Below are 18,028 nucleotides of genomic sequence, written 5' to 3'. Positions count from 1 at the left end.
TTTCCTCACATCCGGAAGACGCCGAAGGCGTCGGTGCCGTGGACGGGTCCGCTGTGGATGGCGGAGAGGGCCATGCCGATGGCGGTGCGGGTGTCGCGGGGATCGATGATCCCGTCGTCGTAGAGCATCCCCGACATGAAGGCGGGCAGCGATTCCTTATCGATCTGGGTCTCGATGGCGGTGCGCATGCCGTCGACGAACGCCGGGTCCATGGCCTGGCCGCGGGACGCGGCGGAGGCCGCGGCGACCTCGGTGACCACGTCGGCGAGTTGCTTGGCGCCCATCACCGCGGACCGGGCGCTGGGCCAGGTGAATACGAACCGTGGGTTGAAGGCGCGGCCCGCCATGCCGTAGTGACCCGCGCCGTACGATGCGCCGGCGATCAGCGAGATGTGCGGCACTTCCGAGTTGGAGACGGCGTTGATCATCATCGAGCCGTGCTTGATCATCCCGCCGCGTTCGTACTCGGCGCCCACCATGTAGCCGGTGGTGTTATGGATGAACAGCAGCGGTGTGTTGTACCGGTTGGCCAGCTGGATGAATTGCGTGGCCTTCTGTGCCTCCTCGGAGAACAGCACGCCGCGGGCGTTCGCCAGGATGCCGATCGGATATCCGTGCAGGTTCGCCCAGCCGGTGGTGAGTGAGCCGCCGTAGAGCGGCTTGAACTCGTCGTAGTCGGAGTCGTCGACGATGTGCGCGATGATCTCGCGCGGGTCGAACGGGATCTTCAGATCGTCGGGAACGATGTCGAGCAGTCCTTCTGCGCCGTATCGCGGTGGCTTCACCAGCGCCGACGGTGCCGGACCCTGCTTGTGCCAGTTGAGTCGTCTGACGATCGACCGAGCGATGCGCGCGGCGTCCAGCTCGTCGTTGGCGAGATAGTCACCGAGACCGGAGGTGCGCGAGTGCATCTCGGCGCCGCCGAGCGTCTCGTCATCGGAGATCTCGCCGGTGGCGGCCTTCACCAGGGGCGGGCCGGCGAGAAAGACCTTCGAGCGTTCCTTGATCATCACGACGTGGTCGCTCATACCGGGGATGTAGGCGCCGCCTGCGGTGGAGTTGCCGTAGACCACCGAGATGGTGGGGATGCCCGCCTTGGAGAGCTGGGTGAGGTTGCGGAACATCGCCCCGCCGGGGACGAACACTTCCTTCTGGGTGGGCAGATCGGCGCCACCGGACTCCACCAGGGAGAGCACAGGGAGTCGGATCTCCCGGGCGATGTCGTTGAGGCGCAGCGATTTGCGGAGCGTCCACGGGTTCGAGGTCCCGCCCTTGACCGTGGGGTCGTTGGCCACGACCATCACCTCGACGCCCTCGACCACGCCGATACCGCCGACGAGCGAGGCGCCGACCTGGAAGTCGCTACCCCAGGCGGCGAGTGGCATCAGCTCCAGGAACGGTGAGGCCGGGTCGAGGACGCTGTCGATCCGCTCACGAGCGGTGAGCTTGCCGCGCTTGCGGTGTCGCTCCACATACTTCTCGCCGCCGCCCGCCAGGGCTTTGTCGAACTCGGCGGTGAGATCGCCGAGCTTGCCGAGCATCGCCTCGCGGTACTTACCGGCATCGGACGCCGGTGTGCTGCGGAGCACCGTCATATCGGGAGTCCTTCCGGTCTACTTGTAGCCCAGGCGGTTCGCCGCCAGGGTGGTGAGGATCTGGGTGGTGCCGCCGCCGATGCCCAGGATGCGGACATCGCGGTAGTGCCGCGACACCTCGTACTCGGACATGTAACCGTGTCCGCCGAAGAGTTGCACGGCCTCGTTCGCCACCCACTCGCCGCATTCGACGGCGGTGTTCTTGGCGAAGCAGGCCTGCGGCACCAGTTCGGCGGCTGCGGCCGGCCCACCGGACTCCAGTGCGGCCGTGTACAGGTCGGCGACGTGCCGGCTGTACACACGGGCCACCTCGATCCGGCGGCGCATCTCGGTCACGGTGTTCTGAACGGCTTGGCGCTTGATCAGAGGCTCCCCGAAGGTCTCACGCTGGCGAACCCAGTCGAGCGTGAGGTCGAGGCACCGTTGGGCGTGTGAGTAGGCCTGCACGGCGAGGCCGAGGCGCTCGGTGACGAACGCCGCACCGATCAGCAGGAACCCGCTGCCCTCGGGGCCGATCAGGTTCTCCGCCGGAACGCGGACGTCGGTGAAGGAGAGCTCGGCGGTATCGGAGGCGTGCCAGCCCAGCTTCTTCAGCGGCGCGCTGACCTCGAAGCCGGGAAGTCCCTTGGGGATCACCAGCAGGCTGATCCCCGCGGCACCTTCGCCACCGGTGCGCACGGCTGTGACCACCCAGTCGGCGCGGACGCCGGAGGTGATGAAGGTCTTCGCGCCGTTGACGATGTAGTGATCACCGTCTTTGCGGGCAGTGGTCGTGAGATGGCCGACATCCGAGCCGCCGCCCGGCTCGGTGATCGCGAGCGAGCTGATCTTCTCGCCCGCCAGGACGGGGGCGACCCACTTCGCCTTCTGCTCGTCGGTGCCGGCGAGGATGATGTGCGGCACCGAGATCCCGCAGGTGAACAGCGATGCGAACAGGCCGCCGGAGCCGCCCGCCTCGTGCATCGCCTCACACACCACGAGGGCGTCACGGGGATCGCCGCCCCCGCCGCCCACGGCCTCGGGGAAGGAGACGCCGAGCAGGCCGAGTTCGCCCGCCTTGCGGTGCAGGTCACGCGGGAGCAGGCCATCGGCCTCCCACTGATCGAGGTTCGGCAGGATCTCGCGCTCGGTGAAGGCGGCGACGGTTTCGTGCAGTGCGCGTCGCTCCTCGGTGTCCCAGGCGGTGATGGTCATGCGGTCTCCTCGATCCGGGGCGGAAGCAGGCTGGCGGGCAGGTCGACGGTGCGCGAGCGCAACCATTCGCCCAGCCCCTTCGCCTGCGGATCGAAACGGTAGCCGTGTGCGACGCCCTTGCCCAGCAGGTCTTCGATGACGAAGTTCACGGCGCGGAGGTTGGGCAGCTCGTAACGCCGCACCGGGAGCTCACCGGTCTCTGGAAGCAGTGCGCGCAGAAGCGCTTCGGTGAGGTGGTCGCGGAGCCAGGTGTAGGCCTCGTCGGTCTCGGCCCAGACACCGATGTTGGCGCTGCCACCCTTGTCGCCACTGCGGGCGCCGAAGACCGTACCGAGTGGGACCGCGACGGTGTCGGGCGGCGCGGGAGGCGTGGTTCCGGGCTGCGAGGGATCGGCGGGCAGTTCCTGCGTGAGGCTCGGGGGAGCAATCTCGACGACGGTGCCGTCGGGCCGGTGCGCACGGTGCGGCACCTCGCCGTTGGGCACGTAGACCGCTTGGTAGACGCCGTAGGGTCCGCCCTTCCCAGGGGGTGCCATCGGCGAGGCGCCGGGGTAGGTGGCGAGTGCGAGTTCCACCGCGGCCGAGCTGAAGGCGCGGCCCACGCGATTCGGGTCCGCGTCCCAGGCGACGGCGGTCAGCGTAGCCGACGCGGCGGCTTCGGTGTCGGCGTTCGGGTGATCGGTGCGGGCGAGGCGGAACTGCAGGTCCGATGGGGCCGGTTGCACTGCATCGCGCAATTGGGTCTCCAGCAGCGCGGCCTTGCGCTCGATGTCGAGACCGGTGAGCAGGAAGGCGATCTCGTTGCGGAATCCGCCGAGCGTGGTGGTGGCCACCTTCGTGGTGGTGGGCGGAGCTTCGCCGCGGACGCCGGTCACGGCCACGCGGTCGTCGCCGTCTTGGGTGAGTGTCATCGAGTCGAGGCGCAGCGTGACATCGGGGTTGGCGTAGCGCTGACCGGTCACCTCGTAGAGCAGCTGCGCGGTTACGGTGCCCACCTCGACCACGCCGCCGGTACCTGGTTGTTTGGTGATGACGAACGAACCGTCGGCGCTGATCTCGGCGATCGGGAAACCGGGATGCAGCAGCTTCTCCAGGGGGTGCCGGTCGAAGAAGGCGTAGTTGCCGCCGGTGGCCTGGGTGCCGCATTCGATGATGTGCCCGGCCGCGACGGCTCCGGCCAACGCATCGAAATCTGTCCGATCCCAGCCGAATTCGGCAATCGCGGGTGCCACGATCACACTGGCGTCGGTGACCCGACCGGTGATCACGATGTCGGCTCCGGCGTTCAGGCAATCGGCGATGCCGAAGGCTCCCAGGTAGGCGTTGGCGGTCACCGCGTTCGGCACGCCCAGTTCGGCGGACCTGGCCAGGAGATCGTCACCGTCGACCCAGCCGACGCGGAGGCCGCGGGCCGCCTCCCCTGCGTCCTCGATGGCCTTCTCGACCGCGTCGGCGAGCCCTCCGGGGTTGAGCCCGCCCGCGTTGACGACAACCTTGGTGCCGCGTTCGGCGAGCGTGGCCAAGTGCGGGGTGAGGTGTCGCAGGAAGGTCTTGGCGTAGCCGAGGTCGGCGTCTTTGAGCCGGTCCCGGCCCAGAATCAACATGGTGAGTTCGGCGAGGTAGTCGCCGGTGATGTAGTCGACGCGGGGACCGTCGAGGATCTCGCTGAGCGCTGCGGCGCGGTCGCCGTAGATGCCGGAGATATTGGCGACGCGGATGGGGCGGTCGGTGGCGGTCACTGCGATGCCTCCTGCGGTGCGCGTCCCGCGCCGGGCGCGCCGGCGAAGCACTGGGCGATGGTCAGCCAGTGAATGGCGTCGTCGCCCGTGGCCACGAGGTCGGTGTCGGCCACGTTGACGCGCTGTGTCGCCAGGCGGCAGAAGTCCTCCAGGGAACCGGTCACGCGCTGAGCCGCGTCGCCTGGGCCGAAGGCGATCTCCTCGCCGTCGGGTGCGGTGAGGACCACGTCGAACGGGTCGGCGGGCGGAGTCTCGCCGTTGACCGTGTAGGCGAAATCGCGGGTCTTGTAGGCGATCTTGGCCACGTGGGGGAGCGCTTCGGGCACGTCGAGCGTGGTGCCCGCGGCGTCGGCGATGTCGAGTCCGTGCGCCCAGGTCTCCATGAGTCGGGCGTTTGCCATAGTGGCCGGCCGCATCGGTGGGCCGAACCAGGGGAGCGGGGTTCCGGGATCGGCGGCGCGCAGCGCGTGGGCGAGGGCGACCCGGCTCCGGTCCCAGCGGGCGCGCAGGTCCGGATCGGCGGCCAGTTCCTCGGCGCCGGCGTCGACGAATCCCATCGGGTCCTTCATCGCCTCCTGCAGGATCGCGGTGAAACCGTCGGGATCGGTGGCGGCGACGAGGGAGACTTCGTCGGTCCAGGCGAGGTGGGCGACCTGATGCGCGACGGTCCAGCCATCGGCTGGAGTGGGCAGCGACCAGTCGCTGAGAGAATCAGCGATCGCGGCGACCGCGGTCGAAGTGGCTTCGAGCGCGTCGAAGACGGGAGCTGAGGTGGGCACGGCCCCACTGTGTCATCCAGTGGACAAAAAAACAAGCAGCAATGCTTGTTTAGGTGCGAGGTGTCCGGCCGCGGGAGTGGTCGTGGTGGTGTCTATTTCAGAATCCTTAAGTTTGTAGGTGCAGTTGATTCGTGATGAATTACGTTCGGCTGTAGCCCGGGTGGGCCGGGTGTGGCCGTTGCTGCTTTGCCGGCCTGTCGTGGTGCGGCTTGAAAGGATTGGCCGCCCGGCCTGCCTGGACGTCCTCGGGCCGCTGATTGAGATCTGCGAGTGATCGCTTGTTTAAGGAAATGCTGGCGAGGTTGTCCATCGGGTTCTCACTGGTAGACAAGCGAATAGGAGCGCAGAGATGGCCGGTCCGGATCGATGGTGGGTGGGAGTTGACGTCGGCAAGGAGTTCCACTGGGTCGCGGTCTGTGATGACGCCGGCAAGGTGGTCTCCTCCCGCAAGGTGGTCAACGACGAAGCTGCGATCGCCACGGTGATCGCCGAGGTTGATGGCCGCGGCGGAACGGTGTCGTGGACTGTGGACTTGATCAGCCCCTATGCGACGTTGTTGTTGACGATGCTCGCCGCCGCAGGGCACTCGGTGCGGTACCTGACCGGCCGCGCGGTGTGGCAGGCATCGGTGGTTTACCGCGGCGGCGAAGCGAAGAGCGATGCCAAAGACGCCCGCGTCATCGCTGATCAGGGACGGATGCGTGGTGATGATCTGCCACTGCTGACTCCGGCTGATGGCCTGGTCACGGAGCTGGCGATGCTCACCGCCCACCGGTCGGATTTGGTCGCGGACCGCACCCGCACGATCAACCGGCTGCGTCAGCAGCTGGTCTCGGTAAGTCCCGCGCTCGAGCGCGCCGCGGAACCGACTGCCGACCGTGGCTGGGTGAGGCTGCTGGCCCGCTACCAGCGCCCGAAAGTGCTGCGCCGAACTGGTGTCGTAAGGCTGACCCGCATGCTCTCCGACGCTGGTGTGCGTAACGCCGGCAAGATCGCCGAAGCTGCAGTCGAGGCGGCGAAAGCGCAAACCGTGGCACTGCCCGGGGAGGATGTCGCCGCCGCGCTGGTTGCTGAGCTCGCGCAGGGGGTGATCGACCTCGATACGCGGATTAAGAACGTCGATGCCGCCATCGAGGAGCGATTTCGCCGACACCCTCTGGCCGAAGCGATCGTGAGCCTGCCCGGCATGGGCTTTCGTCTCGGTGCTGAATTCCTCGCTGCCGTCGGAGATCCCAGCCGAATCGTCTCCGCTGATCACCTCGCGGCGTGGGCCGGCCTGGCCCCGGTTTCCAAGGACTCCGGCAAGCGCACCGGCAGGCTGTGCACCCCCAAGCGCTATCACCGCGGACTGCGACGAGTGATGTACATGTCCGCGGTCACCGCCACCCGCTGCGACCCCGAATCCCGGGCCTACTACCAACGCAAACGGTCCCAGGGAAAGAAACACATTCCCGCGACGATCTGCCTGGCCCGAAAGCGCGTCAACGTTCTCTACGCCCTCATCCGCGACAACCGCACCTGGCAGCCCACCGCACCGCAAATCACGGCCTCGGCTGCTTGACAGCTTCATTGAGAATCCTTTCAGCGAACCGAGAAGGGGACCGGCATGTGCAGCGCGGCCTGGGCGGAGGTGTTGACGTCGAACGAGATCGCGCGGATCGTCTTGAGCGAGCGCAGGTCGTCGGCTATGCGCCCATCACCGAGCTGGAGGTCTACCCCGCGCGGGAGGAGGGAGCGGCCGCTCGCGAGGATGTTCGTCTGGTTGAGTGTGGCGTGCCATGCGCCCTCCCGCTTCGTGTACGAGGTGAGGGTCGAGACCTTCTCGCCGCTCGCGATGCGGCGCTGCTTCGGGGTAGCGGCGAAGAGGGCGACGTCGATCCCGCCATCGGCATTCGCTATCCGGGCGCTGGTGCTGGTCTCGTCGATGTCGACGTCCAGCCCGGTGACCCACTTGGGGAAGCCATAGCCGTCGTGGCCGCGGACCTGGGCGATCTCGGTGCTCACCGGCAGGGAGAGCACGTACGAGTACAGGTGATCGTCACCGAGGGCGGAGACGGCATCGGCGACCGCCGTGCGCAGGCCGCCGTTGCGGGCGGGCCGCACCGCGACACCCACGGCCGCCTCCGTGTAGAAATCGATGTCGCACACGTCGTACCGGAAGAGCATCAGCGAGACCATGCCGAGCCCTGGAGCGACTTCGAGGGGTGAGAGCTCCTCGGGGAGCCGCGAGCGGATCGCGCTGCTCGGGGCGAGCAGAGTGAGCCGCGCCGAGGACATCGCGTAGTAGAAGTTCGGCGTGCGCGTCGAGCCGATCGGCGACCGCACCTCCGTCTTCGGGAGGGTGCGGAAGAAGTCGACGCCCGGCACCCGAGGGTCGGCGGCCACTTCGTCGAGGGGCACATCCATTCGGTAGCGGTCGAACAGTCCGGCCTTCGGGACCGAGACGGTCCGTTCGCCCAGGTTCACAGTGACAGTTGCTCCGGTTCCAGTGCTCATGTGCGCAATCCTCAGTCTATGTATGCAGCGCTTACATAGCGACGGTAGACGGGCTGTGTAAGCACTGTCAACATGTGTGAGCTACCTCGTATGATGCATGCTCCGGGCGGTGTTGACACTGCTTACATTCACGCATACCGTGGAACTATCGCGGCGGTCGCCGCAAGCATCGCGACAATGAAAGGTCCTCAGGTGCAAACGATCCTCGGCGCGAACGGCCAGATCGGGACCGAGCTCGCTCGGGAACTCCACGCTCGGTACACCACTGACATCCGCCTCGTCAGCCGCAATCCCCAGCGATTGCACCCGACCGATGAGCTGGTGGCGGCGAACCTGCTCAGCGCCGAGGAGACCGACGCAGCGGTCGCCGGCAGCGAGATCGCCTACCTCACGGTGGGCCTGCCGCCCGACGCGCAACTGTGGGCGGAGCAGCTGCCCGTGATGATGCGCAACACCATCGACGCGTGCGCGAAGCACGGCACCAAGCTGGTGTTCTTCGACAACACCTACATGTATCCGATGACGGACGTGCCGCAGACCGAGGACGCGCCGTTCCGTCCCGCCGGTAGCAAGGGGCGCACCCGGGCGCAGATAACGACCATGCTGCTGGAGGCCATGGCGGCGGGGCGTGTGGAGGCCGTCATCGGCCGCGCCCCCGAGTTCTACGGCCCCGGCAAGACCCAGGGCTTCACCAACACGATGGTCGTCGACGCGATCGCCGCCGGCACGAAGGCGCGCGTCCCGCTCCGTGACGATGTCCGCCGCAGCCTGATCTGGACGCCGGACGCCAGCCGTGCGATGGCGCTGATCGGCAACACCCCCGCGGCGTACGGGCAGACCTGGCACCTGCCCGTCGACGACACGCGTCCGACCTACGCCGAACTCATCGGCATCGCCTCGGCGGCCTGGGGTCGGGAGATCGACTACTCGGTCGTGCCGAAGGCCGCCTTCTTCGTGGCCCGGCTCTCCAACAAGGGCGTTCGCGAACTGTGGGAGCTGCTGCCGCGCTACGAGGTGGACAACATCTTCGTCTCGGACAAGTTCAAGGCCGCGTTCCCCGAATTCCGCGTGACCACCTTCCAGGAGGGGGTGGCCACCATCCACCACGAGCACGACGCCTGACCAGATGAATGAACTCGACCACCCAGAAGGGGTCACCATGTCCAAGCGCATCCTCACCGTCGTCACCAATGTCGGTCACTACGACGACCCGTCGCACAAGACCGGCCTGTGGCTCTCCGAGCTCACCCACGCCTGGCACGTCTTCGAGGAGGCGGGGTTCGAGCAAGTGCTCGTGAGCCCGAGCGGCGGCCCGGTGCCGCTCGAGCCGCGGTCGCTGAAGTTTCCCAACTACGACAAGACGGCCAAGGCGTGGCGGGCGGATCCGGCGCGAATGGCGTTGCTGGAGAACACCCTGAGCCCTGACGAGGTCGACTCCGAGGATTTCGACGCCATCTTCTTCACCGGCGGTCACGCAGTGATGTACGACTTCCCCGACAGTGCCGGTCTGCAGCGGATCAGCCGCGAGATCTTCGAGCGCGGCGGCATCGTCTCGTCGGTCTGCCACGGCTATTGCGGCCTGCTCAACACGCGCCTGTCCACTGGCGAGTACCTCGTCGCGGGGCGCAACGTCACCGGCTTCGCCTGGCAGGAGGAGGTTCTCGCCCGGGTCGACAAGCTGGTCCCGTACAACGCCGAAGAACAGATGAAGCAGCGGGGCGCCCGCTACAAGAAGGCGAAACTGCCGTTCGTCTCCTACGCGGTGGTGGACGGGAACCTCGTCACCGGGCAGAACCCGGGCTCGGCGAAGGAGACCGCGACAAAGGTCGCCGCGCTCCTCTGACGGGGCGCGGACGCCTCGGGCGGCCTACGCTCGACGGACGGACTCGACGGCTCAGGCGAGCCGGGGGAGGATCGCCCGTGCATTGCCGGCGTAGATCGCAGCCTTCTGCCCGGCCGTGAGGCCGGTGTCGACGTCGAGGATCCGGTTGAAGCGGTGTGCGACCGGCTCCGGCGCGTAGGGGAAGTCGCTCCCGAAGAGGATCCGCTCGGGATCGGCGAACTCCTGGAAGCCGGCGAACGCGTACCTGCCCGAGGAGAGCGCGGTGTCCCAATAGAACTTCCGGAACGTCGCGAGCAGTTCGTCGCTGCCGGGGCCGCTCGGATCCAAGGCCGGCTGCAATTCGCAGAATCGCAGCACGGAGTACGGCACGAACCCGCCCGCATGGGACAGGATGATCTTGACGCGCGGATACCGGTCGAGAACGCCGTTGAATACCATGTGGACCGCATTGCGCGTCGTGTCGAACGGGTAGTCCACCAGCGGGCCGGGCACCCCGTCGAGAAGCGGGAGGGTCGGGTGGGCCGGGTGGATGAAGACGACCGCGGCGCGGGCATTGAGGGCCTCCCACAACGGAGCGAACCGTGCATCGCCCAGGTACACGCCGTCGTAGTTCGACAGCAGCACCACACCGTCGGCCCCGAGCTCGCCGAGCGCGTACTCGGCCTCTGCGACGGCACCGTCAACGTCAGGAAGAGGAAGTGTGGCGAAATTCCCGAACCGAGTTCCGTTGCTGGAGACGAGGTCCGCGACGTAGCCGTTCACGCGCCGCGCCATGTTGCGTCGCTCGGCGCCGTTCCAGCCGACGACGCTCGGTGCGGTGAGCGAAAGGACACTGGTCGCGATACCGTTCTCGTCCATGTAGCGCAGGTGCTCTCCGGCGCTCCAGCCCGGCAGGGCCCAGCCCGAGGGGTCGCCGCCGTGCGCGGGGAGTTGCTCGCCCCAGAACGGTGGGACGACATGGGTGTGTACATCGATTCTGCTTGTATCGGTCATGTGTTCAAGCTATTTCGGCCGACAGTGGCGCGGCAGGGGAGAGATCGCTACCCCCTCGGTCGAGGACGGGACCTGTCATGAGGCGCGACCCGCGCTTGCGGGAGTTGGGGGCCTTCCTTCGAGCACGGCGCGGCGAGGCCACCCCTGGTGGGCGGTCAGGAATCGTCCGACCGGGCCGGCGACAGGTGGCAGGCCTCCGCCGCGAGGAGGTCGCCGCCCTCGTCCACGTCAGCACGGAGTACTACACCCGCATCGAGCAGGGGCGCATGGCGCCTTCGCGTGACTTGGTGCGGCGCCTGGCGACGGCGTTGCATCTCGACGACGGTCAGCTGACGTACGCATTGGAGCTGCTCGATCACGAGGCGACGCCCGTACGAGGACGGCCCGAGGTTGACGTGGCGCTATCCCGTGTACTCGACCGATTCGTGGGCGTCCCGGCTCTCGTCATCGGGCCGAACACCGCGATCCTGGAATGGAATGCAGCGGCGACGGACCTGTTCTTCGACTTCGGTCGAGTTGCCGAGCCGGAGCGTAGTTTCCTGTTCCTGATCTTCACCGACCCGACCTTCCAGAGCAGGTTCCGCGACCTCGTGGCGATGCAAGCGACTGTGGTGGGGATCGTCCGGTCGGGGATGGCAGCGGCAGTGGCGGCCGGAGCGCCGGGGCCGACGATGGTGGACACCCTTGGCGATGTTCCCGCATTCCGCGCGCTGTGGGAGCGGCACGATGTGACGCGACCGAGGGGTTCGATCGAAGTACCGATGACAGATCCGGGGAGCGGAGATATCACCGTCGACCTGATCGCGCTGAGCGTGGCCGACGACCCGACACAACGTGTGCTGTTGTTCAACGGCAGGTCTTGATGGCCTCGTCGATCACGGCGGCCGAAGCACGGTCCACAGGCAGCCCGTACTCGCGGGCGACGAAAGCGAACTGGCGGACGTACTGGCAGTGGAACCGTTCGTTCGATGGCATCCATCGTCCGGGTGGGCTATCGCTCTTGTTCTCGTTCGCGGGACCGTCCACCGCAGCTAGATTCCGCGGATCGTTCGCGAACCGGGTGCGCTTGTCGTCGTCCCACGACCAGGCGCCCATGTCCCAGGCGTAGGCGAGCGGGATCATGTGGTCGATCTGCACTTTCGCCGAGGTCTTCGCTCCGCGTTCGAACCGGACGGTGCTGCCGCTGTACGGATCCGCGAGCTTCCCGGTGGCCACCGCGTTCGGGCATCCCGACGTGCGCACATAGGACTTGTCCGTGAGATCGCGGTCCAGGATGTCGTTGCGGGTATCGCAGCCGTTGTGCCCCAGGGGTGCCGACTGATCGTCGGTCCACGCCGTGCCGAACGCCGCTCGGCGGTAGGGGTGTGGGGCGCGCTCCCGGGTCGGCACGATCGTCACCCCGGCGAGCGGCGTGCCGTCGGCGGCGGTGGTGGGCGCGGTGGTGGGCAGGACGCCGTCAGACCTGTCGCGGACCGCACCCACGGCGACGACGACGGCGGTGAGCACCGCCGCGATCAGCGCCGCCCACACCTGCGGCGACAACCGTCGCGTCCTCCCCCGAGAAGTCACCGCCGGAACGTAACACCGCGGTCCGACACGATCGGCGGAAACGAAGGCACGGTGAGGTCGGTCGTCGCCGGGCGGAACTGTCGTCTACAGGATCGGTTCGGGAAGTGGGAGCTCGATGAGGGAGGTCGTCTCGCTTTCGGTGAGTCCGAAGCCGCGCAGAAGTTGCGCCGTCACGGCGTCCGTGGCTGCGGCGTCGTCGCGCTCAGGGGCTTCGAGTAGGAGAACCGCCAGCGACAGTGCGGCGCCCGAAGCGATCGTGAGCGCGAGCTCAGGGTCGCTGGCACGGAAGCGACCAGCCGCGATAGCGGCGGTGATGTCACGGCGTGCGCGAGGGAGCAAGCCGGTGTTGGAGGCCAGCAGTTTCGGGCCGCTGTTGACCACGATCCGGCTCATGGACGGCATTCGTCGGTGCAGTCGCCCCGTCATGCGGAAGCTCTGGGTGAAGGCTTCCGCAGGGTCGGTGATGCCTTCGGTGAGTCGGTCCATCGCTGCCCCGTGCTCGTCGATGACGGCCAGCACCGCTGCATCGAACAGTTCCTCCTTCGTAGCGAAGTGGTTGTAGAAGGAACCGTTGCCCACATCGGCAAGGGTGGTGATTTCGAGCACCGATACGGCTGTTCGCTCCTCCGCCAACAACTGTTGCGCTGCCGTCACAAGCGCCTGCCGGGTGCGTAGCTTGCGCCGCTCCGTCCGGCTGAGCGTCTCGGTTTCCGTCATCACGATGCTCCCTTCGGAACGTCCATCGTCGCATGCGTTCAACTCTGACGAAAACATCAGGCCCTCTTGACTGACGATACCGTCGTGAGTGACGATATCGTCAGAACAAATGAAGTCAGAACAGATGAAACGGAGCTTCGATGTGACCATCACCCGCGACGTGCACGATGGATTGCACACCGACGAAGGGGCCCTACCGGGTGAGCACCCCGGCCGGCATCCGAATCCCGTGATCAAGGTCCGCGATATCGCGTGGCTCGAGTTCGATAAACCCGACCTGGTACGCACCGCCGCGTTCGCGGTCGACTTCGGCCTCACGCCGGTCCTCCAGACCACAGACGAACTGCATCTGCGCGGCGCGCTCGCGGGTCCTCCCTGTGCGATCGTGCGGCGCGCTCCGCGCAGTGCTTTCACGGGCCTGGCCTTCCGCGCCGCTGACCGGTCGGACCTCATGGCCATCGGGGCTGCGTGGGGACGCAGCGTCCATCCCCTGGGGGACGCGCTCGGCGGTAACGCCGTCACCACCCGTGATCCGAGTGGATGTCGCGTCCGGGTGGTCTCCGATGCGACCGAATGGCCTGCGCTGCCTCTGCAAGCGGCGCACGAATCGTTCAATTTCGCCCGGGCGGTGCGCAGGGTGAACGCCACCCAACGACCGCCTCGGGCGCCGGCGGTCGTCGAACGGCTCGGCCATATCGTCCTGCAGTCCAACCGGTACATGGAGTCGCTGAATTGGTATCTGAAGCACCTAGGGCTCATCGTGAGTGACTTCCTCTATTACCCCGGGCAGCGTGATCGCGGCCCGGTCATGAGCTTCATCCGTTGCGACCGCGGCACCGAAGCATCGGATCATCACACCCTGGCGATGGCGCTCGGACCGGCGAACCGTTACGTGCACTCGGCGTACCAGGTGAGCGACCTGGATGCGCTCGCCGCGGGCGGAGAGTTCCTCGTCGAACGGGGCTACCGCCGTTCCTGGGGAGTCGGGCGCCACATTCAGGGCAGTCAAATCTTCGACTACTGGCGCGACCCCGATGGTCTCCTCGTCGAGCACTTCACCGACGGTGACCACTTCGACCACACGGTTTCCACCGGCTGGGCCGCGATGACCGCATCCGGCCTCAACCAATGGGGCCCGCCCGCGACAGCGGACTTCCTCGGAGTCAGGCCCGGCCGTGCCGCCGTGCAGGAGTTCGCTTCGATCCTCTCATCGTTGCGGGAGTCCGACAACGAATTCGATGTCCAACGCCTTCGTGGCCTACTGAAAGTTGCACGCTCATGAGCTTTTCCGTTCTTCGCACTGCCGATGCGTGGTGGGTATCGGTACCCGCCGGCGTCCGCCGTGTCGACACCCTCGCCACCACGACCGCCGAATTGATCGCCGACGCCGCAGCGGTCGCAACCGCTGCCTCAGGCGACGGTGACGTGGTGGATCCGACTACTCTCACGCTGATCTCTCCCGTGACCGCACCGTGCCGGGTGATCGCGCAGATGACGAATTACATCTCTCACGTGAGGGATTCGGGGATGGACCCGGACAAGGTGCCCCTGACGTTCTTCCGGAAGTCCTCGGGATCGATCTCCGGTCCGTTCGATGACATCGTCAAGCCCGCCCACGTATCCCTGCTCGACTATGAGGTCGAGATCGGAATCGTATTCGGAAGGACGATTCCCGTCGGAGCGTCGATCGATGCCGCCGGCCTGGCCGATGCAGTCGCGGGCATCGTCGTCACCAACGACGTGTCCGCGCGCGATGTGCAGCTGCCGAAAACGCAATTCTACGAGTCGAAGTCCTATCCGACTTTCACCCCGGTCGGGCCGGTGCTGATACTCCTCGAACGGGGCGACTGGGAGAAGTTCCCCACCCTTACACTGGAACTGCGAGTCAATGGTGTGACCCGGCAGAACAGCACCGTCGCGGACATGATCTACGGTCCGCTCGAGGCCGCGCGAACACTGGCCCGCTTCCAGCAGGTCGATCCCGGTGACCTGCTTCTCACCGGCACACCCGGCGGCACGGCGTTGACCGCACCGGCCAAGCCCATCGAGATCCTCGGATCCCTGTTGCCGCCGCATCTGAAGTGGAATGCCTTCTTCAAGCGCCAGGCGGCAAATCCGAAGTACCTCCGCGACGGCGATATCGTGGAAGCCACCGTCCGCTCCGGCGATGGGGCCCTCGATTCGGGAACGCAGCGCACGGTTGTGCGGTACACATGACCGTGCCGCACGCGACCGTCGTCATCATCGGTGCGGGGCCGACCGGACTCACCGCTGCGGCGCTACTCGCCGACTACGGGGTGGCCTCCGTCATCATCGAGCGCTGGGACGACGTCTACCCGCAGCCCCGCGCCGTCCATCTCGACGATGAGGTCTATCGGGTTCTCGCGCGACTCGGCCTCGCAGAGGAATTCGCCGCGATCTCCCGTCCGGCCCATGGCCTCCGCCTGGTGGGCGGCGCCCTCGACCTCATCGCCGAATTCCCGCGCAACCCCGGGGTGGGCGTGCACGGATACCCCGCCGCGTCGATGTTCGACCAACCCGAACTCGAACGGCTGCTTCGCAGTGCGGTGGCGCAACGCAGCGGTTTGGTCGCGCTGCGCAGCGGTGCGGAGGTCCACGGCATCACTCAGAGTGATACGTCGGTGACCGTCCACGCCACCGATCGCGCCACGGGCGCATCCTTCTCCGTCGAGGGCTCCTACGTCCTCGGTTGCGACGGTGCAGGGAGCACGACGCGGTCGGTCATCGATACGTGTTGGCGGGACCTCGGATTCAGTCAGCGATGGCTGGTGATCGACATCGAGACCACCGCCGACCTCCAGCAATGGGACGGCATACAACAGGTCTGCGATGCCCGGCGTGCGGCTACGTACATGCGTATCGGAGACACCCGGTACCGGTGGGAGTTCCAACTCCTCGCCGGAGAAACCGCCTCTGATTTCCCTGATCTCGACGCAGTACTCCCGCTGATGAGCCCGTGGCTGGACGGTCTGGTCGACCCCGACCTGCGGCTGGTCCGCTGCGCGGAGTACACGTTCACCGCCCGCGTGGCGCAGCGGTGGCGTGAACGCCGCATCTTCCTACTCGGTGACGCCGCCCACCTCACCCCGCCGTTCATCGGACAGGGAATGGGAGCGGGTATCCGGGATGCGATGAACCTCAGCTGGAAGCTTGCCGCCGTCCTCAACGGAGGTGTGGAGCAGGCGAGCCTCGACAGTTACGAGGACGAACGGAAACCACACGCCGTCGGTCTGATCCGGATGGCCAAAGCCACGGGCGTGCTCATGACGGGTGGCGGGCGCTGCGGCGACCGCCTGCGACGCCATGTCGCCCCGATCCTCGCGCGGGTGCCCGCCATCGCCACTCGCCTCACCACCAGCGCCACACCACCGCTCCGGCGGTCTTACTACGTCCGTGGCGGCGCCTCGTTGACGGGAACGCTCGCTCCGAACGTCCCGGTGGACGAGGAAGGGCGTCGGCTCGACACCAGCTCGCCCGGGTTCATCATCGTGACCCGGCACGAGCCGACGGCCGAGCAACGATTCGAGATCACCCGGCGTGGCGCCGCGATCATCGTCGAATCCGAAGGCGGGCTGAGTCACTGGTTGGCAGACAACGGCGCGATCGCCGCTCTGGTGAGACCCGACGGCACCGTCATGATCGCCGGTCGCTCCCTCGGCGAGATCTACACCCACATACCTGTCATGTCCGCCGCACCAGGTCAGAGAGTCGGGAGCGGGCTCGTCCCGTCCACGAGACCGGTTCCAGTTCCCTCGTCCGTACCGCGGCCCGGCGGGATCAGCCGGACACGTATTCTCGGACCATGAGCACGCCCACCGCGCAGGACGCCGATCTCACCGTCGCGACGGAGGCGGTCCAGGAGGCGGCCCGCGCCGCCCGCGCCGCGTCCAAGCAGTTGGTCACCCTGACCACCGAGCAGAAGAACGCCGCCCTGCACGCCGCGGCCGACGCGCTGCTCGCGAACAAGGAGCGCATCCTCGCAGCGAACGCCGAGGACATCGACCGGGCTCGCGCCACCGGCACCGAGGAGTCGCTCATCGATCGCCTGGCGCTCAACGCCTCCCGCGTCGACGGCATCGCCTCCGGGCTGCGTCAGGTGGCCGGACTGCCCGATCCGATCGGCACCGTCCTGCGCGGCTCCACCCTGCCCAACGGTCTCGAGCTGCGGCAGGTCGCCGTGCCGCTCGGCGTCGTCGGCATCGTCTACGAGGCGCGGCCGAACGTCACCGTCGACGCCTTCGGACTGACCCTCAAGTCCGGCAATGCCGTGCTGCTCCGCGGTTCCAGCTCGGCGGCCTCGTCGAACGCCGCCCTGGTCGCCGTGCTCCGCGAGTCCCTCCAGGCCAGTGGCATCACCCCCGATGCGGTCTCCCTCCTCTCCGCCGCGTCCCGAGCCACCGTCACCGCGCTGATCCGCGCCCGCGGCCTGGTCGATGTGGTGATCCCGCGCGGCGGCGCGGGCCTCATCGCCGCCGTCGTCCGCGACGCCACCGTTCCCACCATCGAGACCGGCGTCGGCAACTGCCACATCTACGTGCACTCGGCCGCAGACCTGGATATGGCCGAACGCCTAGTGGTGAACGCCAAGACCCGCCGCCCCAGCGTGTGCAACACCGTGGAGACCGTGCTCATCGATTCCGCTGTGAAGGACTCGTTCTTGCCGCGCTTGCTGGGCACCTTCCAGGCCGAGGGGGTGATCGTGCACGGCGACGAGGCCGAGATGGTGCCCGCCACCGAGTCCGACTGGGCCGACGAGTACCTCAGCCTCGATGTCGCGGTGAAACTGGTCGACGGTCTCGATGCCGCGATCGAGCACATCGACCGCTACGGCACCGGTCACACCGAGGCGATCGTGACCGGCGATCTCGCCGCGGCTCGCGCGTTCAGCGCCCGCGTCGACGCCGCCGCCGTCATGGTGAACGCGTCGACCGCCTTCACCGACGGCGAACAGTTCGGCTTCGGCGCCGAGATCGGAATCTCCACCCAGAAGCTGCATGCCCGCGGCCCGATGGGCCTGCCGGAGCTCACGTCGACCAAGTGGATCGCCTGGGGCGACGGACATATCCGACCCCGCTAACAGCG

16 protein-coding genes are annotated in these 18,028 nt (G+C 67.2%); 8 read left to right on the top strand and 8 right to left on the bottom strand.

Annotated elements, in window-relative coordinates:
* Positions 1-5: 5 nt before the first annotated feature.
* Genes TPAU_RS14150 through TPAU_RS14135 form a run of 4 tightly spaced genes read right to left on the bottom strand, consistent with a single transcriptional unit; the run spans position 6 to position 5,307 of the window.
* Positions 6-1,595: an acyl-CoA carboxylase subunit beta gene (locus tag TPAU_RS14150; protein WP_013127440.1), complete on the bottom strand. Its 1,590-nt coding sequence runs from the start codon at positions 1,593-1,595 to the stop codon at positions 6-8.
* A gap of 18 nt (positions 1,596-1,613) precedes the next feature.
* Positions 1,614-2,789 carry an acyl-CoA dehydrogenase family protein gene (locus tag TPAU_RS14145; protein ID WP_013127439.1) on the bottom strand — a complete coding sequence of 392 codons (1,176 nt, stop codon included), beginning with the start codon at positions 2,787-2,789 and terminating at the stop codon, positions 1,614-1,616.
* On the bottom strand, positions 2,786-4,528 hold the full coding sequence (locus tag TPAU_RS14140; RefSeq protein ID WP_013127438.1) for an acyclic terpene utilization AtuA family protein: 1,743 nt from the start codon (positions 4,526-4,528) through the stop codon (positions 2,786-2,788). Before TPAU_RS14140 ends, TPAU_RS14145 begins: the two co-directional genes overlap by 4 nt.
* Positions 4,525-5,307 (bottom strand): TIGR03084 family metal-binding protein, encoded by a 783-nt coding sequence (locus tag TPAU_RS14135; RefSeq protein ID WP_013127437.1) that lies wholly within the window; start codon positions 5,305-5,307, stop codon positions 4,525-4,527. The genes TPAU_RS14140 and TPAU_RS14135 overlap by 4 nt, the downstream gene beginning before the upstream one ends.
* Positions 5,308-5,656: 349 nt before the next feature.
* On the opposite strand from TPAU_RS14135, the gene TPAU_RS14130 reads away from it, so the two are divergent.
* Positions 5,657-6,868: an IS110 family RNA-guided transposase gene (locus TPAU_RS14130; RefSeq protein WP_013127436.1), complete on the top strand. Its 1,212-nt coding sequence runs from the start codon at positions 5,657-5,659 to the stop codon at positions 6,866-6,868.
* Positions 6,869-6,888: 20 nt separating this feature from the next.
* On the opposite strand, the gene TPAU_RS14125 is transcribed toward TPAU_RS14130, so the two are convergent.
* On the bottom strand, positions 6,889-7,803 hold the full coding sequence (locus TPAU_RS14125) for an acetoacetate decarboxylase family protein (protein WP_013127435.1): 915 nt from the start codon (positions 7,801-7,803) through the stop codon (positions 6,889-6,891).
* Positions 7,804-7,995: 192 nt separating this feature from the next.
* Here TPAU_RS14125 and TPAU_RS14120 point away from each other — a divergent pair, with 192 nt between their 5' ends.
* The gene (locus tag TPAU_RS14120; RefSeq protein ID WP_041944444.1) at positions 7,996-8,925 is read left to right on the top strand and encodes an NAD-dependent epimerase/dehydratase family protein; all 930 of its coding nucleotides are present in this window, start codon (positions 7,996-7,998) and stop codon (positions 8,923-8,925) included.
* 37 nt (positions 8,926-8,962) lie between these two features.
* Positions 8,963-9,646 carry a type 1 glutamine amidotransferase domain-containing protein gene (locus TPAU_RS14115; protein WP_013127433.1) on the top strand — a complete coding sequence of 228 codons (684 nt, stop codon included), beginning with the start codon at positions 8,963-8,965 and terminating at the stop codon, positions 9,644-9,646.
* A 51-nt stretch (positions 9,647-9,697) separates the two neighbouring features.
* Here TPAU_RS14115 and TPAU_RS14110 read toward each other — a convergent pair whose 3' ends face one another.
* Positions 9,698-10,639, bottom strand: coding sequence for an amidohydrolase family protein (locus TPAU_RS14110; RefSeq protein ID WP_013127432.1), 942 nt, complete (start codon positions 10,637-10,639; stop codon positions 9,698-9,700).
* Between the two features lie 77 nt (positions 10,640-10,716).
* Between TPAU_RS14110 and TPAU_RS14105 the strand changes: the two genes are divergently transcribed.
* Positions 10,717-11,502, top strand: a complete 786-nt coding sequence (locus TPAU_RS14105; protein WP_013127431.1) for a helix-turn-helix domain-containing protein — start codon at positions 10,717-10,719, stop codon at positions 11,500-11,502.
* On the opposite strand, the gene TPAU_RS14100 is transcribed toward TPAU_RS14105, so the two are convergent.
* Positions 11,486-12,208 (bottom strand): HNH endonuclease family protein, encoded by a 723-nt coding sequence (locus TPAU_RS14100; protein WP_115329644.1) that lies wholly within the window; start codon positions 12,206-12,208, stop codon positions 11,486-11,488. The two genes, TPAU_RS14105 and TPAU_RS14100, sit on opposite strands and share 17 nt — an antisense overlap.
* Before the next feature lie 84 nt (positions 12,209-12,292).
* Positions 12,293-12,925 (bottom strand): TetR/AcrR family transcriptional regulator, encoded by a 633-nt coding sequence (locus TPAU_RS14095; protein ID WP_013127429.1) that lies wholly within the window; start codon positions 12,923-12,925, stop codon positions 12,293-12,295.
* Positions 12,926-13,067: 142 nt separating this feature from the next.
* Here TPAU_RS14095 and TPAU_RS14090 point away from each other — a divergent pair, with 142 nt between their 5' ends.
* The 4 genes from TPAU_RS14090 to TPAU_RS14075 are packed head-to-tail and all read left to right on the top strand — an operon-like array spanning position 13,068 to position 18,023.
* Positions 13,068-14,207, top strand: a complete 1,140-nt coding sequence (locus TPAU_RS14090) for a VOC family protein (protein ID WP_041945095.1) — start codon at positions 13,068-13,070, stop codon at positions 14,205-14,207.
* A complete protein-coding gene (locus TPAU_RS14085) occupies positions 14,204-15,142 on the top strand; it encodes a fumarylacetoacetate hydrolase family protein (protein WP_013127427.1) in 939 nt (312 codons plus the stop codon). The genes TPAU_RS14090 and TPAU_RS14085 overlap by 4 nt, the downstream gene beginning before the upstream one ends.
* Positions 15,139-16,752 carry a bifunctional 3-(3-hydroxy-phenyl)propionate/3-hydroxycinnamic acid hydroxylase MhpA gene (gene mhpA, locus TPAU_RS14080; RefSeq protein ID WP_013127426.1) on the top strand — a complete coding sequence of 538 codons (1,614 nt, stop codon included), beginning with the start codon at positions 15,139-15,141 and terminating at the stop codon, positions 16,750-16,752. The genes TPAU_RS14085 and mhpA overlap by 4 nt, the downstream gene beginning before the upstream one ends.
* Positions 16,749-18,023, top strand: coding sequence for a glutamate-5-semialdehyde dehydrogenase (locus TPAU_RS14075; RefSeq protein ID WP_013127425.1), 1,275 nt, complete (start codon positions 16,749-16,751; stop codon positions 18,021-18,023). The genes mhpA and TPAU_RS14075 overlap by 4 nt, the downstream gene beginning before the upstream one ends.
* Positions 18,024-18,028: the final 5 nt, after the last annotated feature.

Source organism: Tsukamurella paurometabola DSM 20162 (genome assembly GCF_000092225.1).
In the GTDB taxonomy this organism is placed as follows: domain Bacteria; phylum Actinomycetota; class Actinomycetes; order Mycobacteriales; family Mycobacteriaceae; genus Tsukamurella; species Tsukamurella paurometabola.
Note: the sequence above shows the minus strand (reverse complement) of the source record. Positions and strands in the feature narration are given on the sequence as shown.